The organism is Calditrichota bacterium, from assembly GCA_014359355.1.
Lineage (GTDB): Bacteria > Zhuqueibacterota > Zhuqueibacteria > JANLFK01 > Oleimicrobiaceae > Oleimicrobium.
Map to the genome: position 1 here is coordinate 1 of JACIZP010000014.1, position 9,669 is coordinate 9,669.

7 protein-coding genes are annotated in these 9,669 nt (G+C 61.1%); 2 read left to right on the forward strand and 5 right to left on the reverse strand.

The window, feature by feature from the left end:
- Positions 1–245: 245 nt before the first annotated feature.
- Positions 246–713: a hypothetical protein gene (locus H5U38_00675; GenBank protein ID MBC7185526.1), complete on the forward strand. Its 468-nt coding sequence runs from the start codon at positions 246–248 to the stop codon at positions 711–713.
- A 45-nt stretch (positions 714–758) separates the two neighbouring features.
- Positions 759–2,579, forward strand: a complete 1,821-nt coding sequence (locus tag H5U38_00680; protein MBC7185527.1) for a thioredoxin fold domain-containing protein — start codon at positions 759–761, stop codon at positions 2,577–2,579.
- A 5-nt stretch (positions 2,580–2,584) separates the two neighbouring features.
- Here H5U38_00680 and H5U38_00685 read toward each other — a convergent pair whose 3' ends face one another.
- The 5 genes from H5U38_00685 to H5U38_00705 all read right to left on the reverse strand — a co-directional run.
- Positions 2,585–2,935 carry a hypothetical protein gene (locus tag H5U38_00685; GenBank protein MBC7185528.1) on the reverse strand — a complete coding sequence of 117 codons (351 nt, stop codon included), beginning with the start codon at positions 2,933–2,935 and terminating at the stop codon, positions 2,585–2,587.
- Between the two features lie 956 nt (positions 2,936–3,891).
- Entirely contained in the window at positions 3,892–6,588 is a 2,697-nt protein-coding gene (locus tag H5U38_00690; protein ID MBC7185529.1) for a TonB-dependent receptor, read from the reverse strand.
- 467 nt (positions 6,589–7,055) lie between these two features.
- Positions 7,056–8,204 (reverse strand): NHL repeat-containing protein, encoded by a 1,149-nt coding sequence (locus H5U38_00695; protein MBC7185530.1) that lies wholly within the window; start codon positions 8,202–8,204, stop codon positions 7,056–7,058.
- Between the two features lie 16 nt (positions 8,205–8,220).
- Positions 8,221–9,237, reverse strand: a complete 1,017-nt coding sequence (locus tag H5U38_00700) for a PorV/PorQ family protein (GenBank protein ID MBC7185531.1) — start codon at positions 9,235–9,237, stop codon at positions 8,221–8,223.
- Between the two features lie 20 nt (positions 9,238–9,257).
- A partial coding sequence (locus tag H5U38_00705; GenBank protein ID MBC7185532.1) for a hypothetical protein occupies positions 9,258–9,669 on the reverse strand: 412 nt, incomplete at its 5' end.

Sequence of the window (9,669 nt, forward strand, 5' to 3'; positions counted from 1 at the left end):
GAAATAGACCGAGCGGAGCAGAATAGCGCAACGCATGAAGGCGGTGTTGAGCACCGCCTTCTTCTTTGATAGGCATATCCACGTCCGGATCGAAATGGTGAGGTGACGAGCTCGTGCAGCCCCCAGCACGTCAAGCAAGGAGGGGCCGAGAAACAGCGCGCCCCAGGTGGACAGAGTCCTCGCTCGAGAGGCGCCACCTATCCGTACTTGCGGCTCTCCTGTGCACCCTCCTGATTGCCGGAGCGGTGAGGTGCTTCAACCCCTTTGCCCCCGCATTGCACCAAGGTCCCGAAGATGAGCTCATTGTCACCGAGCAACGCACGCCGGAAGAGGTGCTGCAGAACTTTCGCTATGCCTACACCTTCAAGGACTCGCTTCTTTATGCCAACGTCTTGGACAGCTCCTTCGTCTTCGTGTTCTTCGACCCCAACCAGGGCTCGTCTGGGCTGTTCATGTCCTGGGGCAGGGACGTCGACCTGAAGACCACCGGGCGGATGTTTCGCAGCTTCGACGTCATCGACCTCACCTGGAACTCTACCATCTATGCGTTTGAGGAGGAGAACACCGCCGAGCTTTCGAAGAGTTTCTCCATCAACTTCAGTGGGGCGTTCGCCGAGTTTCGGGTATCCGGCACAGCAATCTTCTCGTTCAAGCGTTGCACGCACGATAACAAGTGGCGCATCACCCGCTGGAAAGACGAGTCAGAGTACTAAGCGTTCCCGCAGGGTTCAAGTTAGGAGCGGACCAGAGGAAAGATCATGGCAAGGACGAGGTGCTGGCAGATTGTGGTGCTGACTTTGATAGTCGCGACCGGGGCAGGAGCACAGTGGGAGAGACAACGCGTGGTGACGGTGCTGCCCTCAGTGACCCCTGACACCATTCACGCCGGGCAAGATGCACGCGTGGCGATCGCGCTGATGATTGCCCCCGGCCACCATATCAACTCCCACGCGCCGCTCGACCCTGATTTGATTCCTACGGACATCTCGCTCGAAGTCCCCGCCGGGGTGAAGGTTGCCCCGCTGCGGTTCCCAGAGGGCCTCCGCAAAAAGTTCGCGTTCAGTCCAGACGAGCTCGCCGTGTATGAGGACACAGTGGTGGTGACCACCACGCTGCGGGTAGAGCGCGTGCCGACGCCCTCCGTCCTGCAGGTGCGGGGCACGCTGAGCTTTCAGCCCTGTACGGACCAGGCCTGCTTCCCGCCCGACCAGGTGCCGTTTTCTCTCTCATTCGCAGTCAAGGCAGGAAAGTCTGGAGCAGAGCCTGTAGCCGCGAGCGACACCACTGCAAGCAAGGCCGGCAAGCCCAAAGCCGTAGAGCTCACTGCCGATGAACTGCGCGCACAACGCCTCCTGGAGCGCGGGCTGCTCTACGCCGTGGCCGCGTTCTTCGTCCTCGGGCTGGCCTTGAACCTGACCCCCTGCGTCTATCCGGTCCTGCCCCTCACCGTCAGCTACTTCGCCAGCAGGGGAGAACAACGACGGGGAGCCGCGTTTGCGGCCGCACTGGCCTATGTGGTGGGCATCGCCGTCATCTTCTCCGCCCTCGGACTGATTTCGGGACTGGCGGGCAGGCAGTGGGGGTTTCTGTTCCAGAGCCCATGGTTTGTGGCAGTCATTGCTCTGATTGTCCTTGCCATGGCAGCGAGCATGTTTGGCGCTTTTGAGATCACCGTCCCGAGCTGGCTGCTGACGCGGGTGGGCGGGGCCCGCGAGGGCGTGGTGGGAAGCCTGGTCATGGGACTCACGGTTGGCCTGGTCATAGCTCCCTGCGCCGCCGGCATAATCATCGGCCTGGTGGGGCTGGTGGCCAAGCTGGGCATCGTGGGCAAGGGTGCGTTGTTGTTCTTCGTGATGGGGCTCGGATTGGGGCTCCCTTACCTGGTGCTTGCCACCTTTTCGCAGCTCCTCTCACGCCTGCCAAAAGCAGGCATGTGGATGGTCTGGATCAGAAAGCTTTTCGGCGTCCTGTTGATAGGTGTGGCTCTGTACTTTGTGTTGCCGCAGGCACAACGCGCCGCAGACATGCTTGGCTTCTTCCTTGGACTGCTGGCCATGTTCGGCGGGTTGCTCCTGGGCTTTCTGGATCATGGCCAGGGTTACACGCGCGCCTTCAAGCTGGGGCGGGCAGTCTTCGGACTGGTGCTGCTGCTGGGCGGCGCAATGCTCTTTCAGGGTGCCTTGCACGAGAACGCCGCAGGCATCGAATGGGTGCAGTATCAGGGCCAGGAGATTGAGCAGTTGGCGGCAGGCAAGCCGGTGCTGGTGGAGTTCTACGCCGACTGGTGTGCCCCGTGCAAGCAGATGGAGCGCACGACGTTCCGCGACCCGGAGGTTGTGGCGCGCAGCCGGCAGTTTCTCATGCTGCGCGTGGACTGCACTGCCCCAGATGCCATGGTGCGGGAGGTGATGCAACGGTTTAGGGTGAGCGGCATGCCGACGCTCGTATTCTTAGAGCCCGACGGGACGGAACGAACAGACCTGCGCGCGGTTGGAGCACTCAACGCCGCAGAATTGCTCGCCAGGCTACGGGCTCTGCAGACACAGGGATCAACTTCGCCACAGGAAGGTCGGCAATAGGCCTTTTACTGCTTCTCTTCGTACTTCAGGTAGAGCGGGATCTCCGTCCCGTCCTTCACCAAGCTGTATTGCGAGCGGTAGTACTTTGAAAGCTGCTCATCGACGATACGGTAGGCGAACTGCAGGCCCTTGGTGAACTGACTGGGCGGAACCAGCTCGTAGCCCTGGGAGAGAAGGAGGGGTTCGGGCACGAACTCGTAGCCGCGGGCGAAATAGCGCTCCATCGCGGCGAGATTCACTGCCACGTCTGGGCGCGGCCCTTTAAGGTGGTAGCCTGCTTCAACCAGGGCCCGCAACTGCTCTGCGTGTGCGATCGGGGAGAGCGCGGCGGTTGGTTCTGTCTGCTTGTCAGCCATCAGGAGTCTCCGCAGGTTTGTGGGTATCAACACCATCTTTCGCTTTGTGGCAGAGCAAATTTAGCCCACCCTCGGAAGAAAATCAAGGCCAAAACGTAAACCCAGGGAGGTCAGGTAAGAACTCCCCACTCCTCTGTCGTCGTCCCACGGATTGCCACAGCTCGGTTCCGTTTTTCTTACCCCCACGCCATTCTCTACCTTTGCTCCCACGGGTGAAAGTTCTCGCCGCTCCACATCCCGAGCATGATGCACTCCCTGTCACGCTGTGCCTCTCAAGGACGCCTCCGTCAAAAGGTACTGGAGCTGGAAGTTCATCTGCTCCCCTGACGCCAAGAAAACCAGTCCTTTCGCGCGCTTGGTGGAAGAAGGCTCTGGCCACCCCAGGGTTCGAGGGCTCAGTCGAGAGCTTCCATCGGCGCATAGAACCAGCTGTACACCGTCGAGCTCTTCCTTTTCGAGAAGGACCTGTTGGACAAAACCGGTACCAACACCATCTCCTACCACTTCATGCCCGTAGCGGTCTGCCGCACCAAGTCCCTACAAGCCAAAGCGCCCAGCGGTCTGGCTGGATTGCGCTTGGTCCCACTGATCATTCTCGACGCGAGACCGCGGTGGCTTCAGCAGTCGTCTCCGGCCCACCCCCTCAAGAAGCAAAAGCACCCATCCCCGAGCTCGTCAAGTGTTCGCAAACGGAGGCGACTGGCGCGAGCACGGTGGGCCACCGGCCCCAACTGTCTCCTTGCCAAGCAACGGGAAGTCCCCGACCATGGCCCAGGGCGCTGCTCAGCGACGCCCATAAGGCTGCGGTGCCCTTTCGTCCAATCTCTATTTTTCTCGGTCACGGGAAAGGCCTTGCCCGACGGGATCGGTCCTGACCCACCAACCGTGGTGACCATCCAAAGCAAAGGGGCTGGTCGCTATCTGACCAGCCCCTCGTTTCCGCAGCCGCGAGCGGGCTACCTGTAAGTGATCGTCAAGCCAGCGTTGAAGGTGCGCGGCAGCCCAAAGAACACCTCGGCATCGTCCGCATCGTGGTCCTTGTCCCAGGCGTTGTACGCGCTGTTGTCGGTGGCATCCTGTATGTACTCGGTGTCCAGCGCGTTGAACACATGGGCAAAGAGCTGCAGTCCCACCCCACCAAACCGGAAGGGCAGATCGTAGGTGAGGTGGAAGTCAAGCACGCCGTAGTCTGGCGCACGCCAGCTCTGCTTGCGGTCGGCAGGATTGGTTCTGCCCAGCGGGTCCCAGTCGGCGTAGTGGCGCATGTAGTAGCGATAGACGGCCTGTGCTTGCAGTCCCCGGAGTGGGAACACCGATCCCACGAGGGCGAACTGGGTCTGCGGCGCGTCGCCGACCTTGAGGCCTTTGACATAGAAATTGTACGCGACGTCCTGGGCTCCGCCGGTCGTGTAGTCCTTGTAAACACCGGAAACGTCTTTGAGGTACTTCCAGTCGCCGACGGACGCGGAGCCCTCGATGCGGAATAGCTGCATCGGCTGGAAGGAGGTTTCCAGCTCCACACCCTGGTGGCGCAGATCAATGCCCTGGATGAAGATAATGCCCTCGGTGCCATCCGGGTTGGTCACCTCGCGCGGTACCGAGCGGTCCATCCAGGTGGTGTGGTAGAGGTTGCCGCGCACCACCAACCTGCCGTCCATGGCCACGTAGTTGACGCCGGCCTCTACCGAGGTGAACTTTTCGTTCTTTGGATCGGTGGCCTTGGTGCCTGTACGGTCGTTAATCACGTTGTCGAAGATGGGCACCTTCTCCACATAGCCGGCGTTGGCAAAGGCGTCCAGTTGTCTGGTGAAGCGATAGCTCGCACCGCCCTTCACCTGGTACCCGGAGATCCAGTCGGTATTCGCCTTTAGCTCGCCGCCTGTAGCCGGGTCCTTGCGGAAGTGGTTGGTGTAGCTATACTTGATGGTGGAATAGCCGCCCATACCATAGGCGGTCACCGCTCCCCGCGCGTATTCCGCTTGGCCAAACACACCTGCCCAGTCCACGGTGTTGGTAAAGTCATAGTCGATCTTGTCGCCCAGTTTGCGCTGCTTCTGGGCATCGGTCCAAAAGTCGGAGTGGGTCGCGTAGAAGTATTCGCCGCCCAGCAGGTCGCGCACTTCGCGATAGTGCTTGATCTCGGCGGTGCGCCAATCAACGCCGGCGGTCAACTTCACTGGGGCGCTGAGTTGATACGTCACCTTGGAGATCGCCCCGATTGTCCACTGGGTATTGACGCTGTTGCGCAATATACCCTTCGAGCCTGTGGCACTGGCTTTGTTGTTGGCGATGGTGGCATCCCAGTCTGGGGTGCGCGTCGGCGTCGTTGTGTTCCATTTGATGGACCCAAATGTGCCCGTGCCGCCGCCCTTGCCGCCGGAGTAGTACACCGTGCTCAGCAGTCCCAACTTCTCGGTGAGCTGCGAGTACCAGTTCAGGTTGACCAGTGGTTTGTGGTAATAGTTCTCGCGCTCGTTGATGAAATTGGGGTTGTAGCGCTCGTGCGTCTTGCCGTCCCAGTACTGCAGGCCCGTGTAGGAAGAGCTCACCGGACCCCAGTTCTGGTTGTACTTGCGTCCCTGCTTCGCTTCGAAGTACTTCGTGAGCGCGGCCTGGTCGTAGTCGCTCAGCTTCTTGGCAAAGTCGGCGCTGTAGACGCCGATGTTCTGGCGGAAACTGTTTTGGCCGTGCCTCTGCGGGGCGCCCAGCGCATAGAGCTCCAGCCTGTTCTTCGGGTTGACCTGCCAGCTGGCGCCGAAGTAGTAGGCCCAGGCATCGGTCCAGGTCTTGTCGATGACCCCATCGCCGACCTTGCGCACTGCGCCGGCGCTGAAGGCGTACTTGCCCGCGATCAGGCCACTGTTGGCAATGAGGGTCGACTTCAGGAAGCCATCATTGCCTACTTCCTGCTTGAACCTGACACCCAGCTCCGTGGCCGTAGGGTCGGTGATGATGTTCATGGTGCCACCGATGGACGGGGTAGCCAAATTGACGGCGCTCAAGCCGCGCTGTATCTGGATCGAGGAGGTGGCATCTGCGACGCCATCCCAGTTGGACCAGTACAGCCAAGCGTTCTCCATGTCGTTGACCGGCACGCCGTTGATCATGATGGCGATGTTGCGCTGGTTAAAGCCGCGCACGTTGACCCGCGCGTCACCGGCGCCGCCGCCCTGCATGGTGGCGTACACACTCGGGGTCGTGTTCAGCACCAAGGGAATATCCTGGGAGCCAAGTCGTGCCTCCATCTCCTCCTTGCGCACGTCGGTGAAGGCCACCGGCGTCTCGCGGATCTTGGCACGGTCGGCCAGCACCATAATGGTGGCCCCGGAGATGACCTCAGGCTCCAACTCCACCTCGATGCGCGTGGTCAGATTCGCCTGCACCGCCACTTCGACAAACGCCGTGCGGTAGCCGATGTAGCTGACACGCAGTTGGTGCGTCCCCAAGGGCGCCTTGGGGATCACGAACTCCCCTGCCAGGTTGGTGGCCGCACCTACGACGGTCCCCTGCAACACCACGTTTGCCGCAGGTAGCGGGGCACCGGTTCGCGCATCGGTGACCCTGCCCACCACCCTGCCGCTTTGCGCCAACACCAGCCCCGGCACACTGGCCACCAGCAGCAGAGACACAACAACCAGCAGTTTGCCCTTCATACACTCCCTCCAGGAATGGTTGTCTTCCTTTCGCACTGGACCGGCATGCACGTCGGTTCACTTGGTCCATCAACCCCAGCACCCAGAGGCCTCCCTGGCGACGGGTGACTTCCGTCGACCCGCCCTCTCCAACCTCTGGCCCCCCCGGCAAGGGCACGATTCCGCCTCCTCAAACGGCTTGGAGAGCAACCTAGGCTCTATCCGCTCGCGCCAGCCTTGCCGTTTCGCACTTGTCAAAGAACAGAACCGCCCCGTGGTACGCTTCGATCCAATGCGCTCCTCCATCCCGAAAAGCCAACGAGCTCCTTTGCTCGGCTCGCTTCCTTCCGGACGCCGGCAAATATAGCGATTCTCTGGCAAGCAGTCAAGGCCGAAGTTCTACATGTCGACGATGGCGCGACGACACAGGCCACATGTTGAGCAGGCAACTTCGGGCACAACTCGACAACAGCCCGGGCGAGATCCCTTCAGGGTTGCTCAACTGGGAGGTCTGACTCTGAGACTGAGAAACGGAAGCGGCGAATACGGTGCGCATCGGCCTCGGCAACATACACCACATTGTCGTTGGACACGAACAGCCCCCGCGGCCGGGCAAACACCTCCTGCCCAAGCCCGGTTTTCCCCAGGGAAGCAGGATGGCCGGCTCTGCCCCCCTTGTTGAAGAACTTGTAGACCCTGCCGGCCTGCGTGTCGGCCACAAAGATGGCGCCGTCCTGATCCAACGCCACGTCGTACGGCCCGACAAAGCGGTTGAGATCCATGATCGGGTGCTGGTACAGCGTGTAGGCCGAGGTGTAAAAGTCCCCCTGCTTCTTTAGTTTCTGCACCAAGAAGTTGCCACCCAATTGGGTGAAGTAGATGTTGCCTTCGCCATCGACGGTGAGGCCGCGTGGGTTGTCCACCGTGCCCGCGCCTGAGCCGTACGTTGCCACCTCGCCGTCGTAGACCCCCTTGAAGGTCGGGTGGACTCTGCCGTTGCGCAGCCGAGCCCTGCCACTGACCACGATGCGCAGGCGGAGAATGCGGTTGTACCCCTTGTCGGTCAGGAAGACGGTGTTCGAGGCAGTTGGGCCAAAGGCCACCCCTTGAAAACTGGTCTTGCGCCCCTCATCCACGTAGAAAGGGTGAATCCCCAGCACTGAATCAATGATCGCCCGCTCGCCCGAGAATTTGCCCGTAACGCCGGCGATGGAATCCACCTCCTCCCGGTGCAGGTACTGGTTCCACACCCAGACGGTCTTCCCCCCGGTGACAATGAGCAGGTTCAGCTTGGCGTCGATATCGACGGCCAGAGGCCCCGGCACCGGCGCGATCTGGTCCAAGCCATGCTCCCGGACGAGTTGGCCAGCAGTAGTGAGCACGAACACCCGGTCGTTGGCGCTGTCCGCGACAAAGAGGTAGCCGTCATCGCCAATGGTGATGTCCGTGGGCACCATGGGCTGCGGCGCAAAATAGCCTATCGTCTCCGCATCCCACACGGGATTCAAAGGGATGTAGGAAGTGTCGCTGGCGCCGAAGGAGCGCGCCACAGTAGTGACCGCCGGCAGGGGCATCTTGCGTCCACAGCCAGCCAGCGCCAGCAGGGCGCACAGGGCCGCACCGAGCAGGTACCGCACCCTCAGTGTGCGCCTCTCAAAAGGCCAAGCTGAAGGTGAATTGATGGGTCGAGCCAAGATGGGCAAAGTCCTTGTATGCATAGTCCAGCACCGCACGAGCCCCGGCCACAGGGAGCAACAAGCCGGCACCCAGGGTGAATCGCTCTTCGTCAAAGTTGATCCGATACCCGCCCCGCACATGCAGCCGCTGCAGCACCTCCAAGTCCAGGCCGACCACGGCGTTTTCCACATTGTCCATGGGATGGTTGACTTGCATGGCCGCGGTCAGCGTGTAGTGCTCCGTCGTGTACAGGTCACCTGCTACGCCCACACGGAACGTGGTAGGCGGCGCAAAGGCTTCGTAGGGCTGCTCCACGAACTCGCCTTGCGTGTTTTTCTTCAGGAACGAGCCACGCGCCTCCAGATCAGGCCCGAAATTGACAAGGCTCACGGCAAAGCGGACCTGGCGGTAGCCGGTCCAGTAGAAAGTCCCAAGGTCGATCATCCACCCACCCATGCGCACGTCGGCCAGCACCTCATCCACGTACTTTAGGGACAGGCCAAAGGAGAAGCGGTTGGTCATCTTCCGCGCGTAGGTGAAGGCGGCAAAGCTATCCTGGAACCGGAAGTACTCGCCGGTCCCAGTAGGGTAGTACTCGTTGGTGACCTCCATGTCGGCCATGTGCAGCATGCCGAGGCTCACGCCCAACGTGCCGATGCGCGGCAGATGGTGCACGTAGCCGAGGAATTCGTACTGGATGTCCGCCGGCCATTCGATGTGGCTGAGGGCCAAACTATTCGTCGCTAACTGTGCCGCGCCCGCGGGGTTCCAGTAGAGTACGGTGGCGTCGCCAGCCAGGGCTGTGCCGGCTCCACTCATCGCCACCGCCTGCGCCCCAACTTCGATTTTCAGAAAGGTCCCAGAGGCTGTGCCGATGCGCTGCCCGCCGAGGAGCTGAAACGCCGCCTGGCCATGCACCTGCGCCGTGCAGGCGGCCAGCAGCATAGCGGCCACGATCACCCCTTGCCAATGTCTCTCTTTCTGCCTGGACATGCAAAACTCGGCGCAAGGATTCAGAATCTCACCCCAACGCCCCAACGAACCGTGCGCGGCCAGCGGTATTTCGACGGATCGTAGATGGGGTTGGGATTCGGGTTGATGTCGCGCGTGTAGCTCTTCGTCAAAATATCTCCGGGCCTGTATTCCCGGCCAGTATAGGGATTGATAATACGCGGGATCAACGCGTTCAAGGCATTCTCGATTTCCACCTGGAAATTGACCTCTATCCCCTTGAAGCGGAAATACTTGTAGCCGCGCACGTCGAGCTGGTGCCAGGTGGGGGCAAGGTGCGCGTAGGGATGGGCAGTGTCGTAGATCTCCCGCTCAAGGTCGATGAGGCGCGTGTAGCGCTTGCCCGATTCCAACTCCCAGTGCGTGTTGATGCCCCACTTTTCCGGCAGGCGCCAACCCAAGAGGCGGAACCCC

Excerpts from the sequence above, each read along its gene's own strand:
- H5U38_00685 (MBC7185528.1), bottom strand. The coding sequence starts at position 2,935 with ATGGCTGACAAGCAGACAGAACCAACCGCCGCGCTCTCCCCGATCGCA.
- H5U38_00680 (MBC7185527.1), top strand. The coding sequence starts at position 759 with ATGGCAAGGACGAGGTGCTGGCAGATTGTGGTGCTGACTTTGATAGTC.
- H5U38_00700 (MBC7185531.1), bottom strand. The coding sequence starts at position 9,237 with ATGTCCAGGCAGAAAGAGAGACATTGGCAAGGGGTGATCGTGGCCGCT.
- H5U38_00690 (MBC7185529.1), bottom strand. The coding sequence starts at position 6,588 with ATGAAGGGCAAACTGCTGGTTGTTGTGTCTCTGCTGCTGGTGGCCAGT.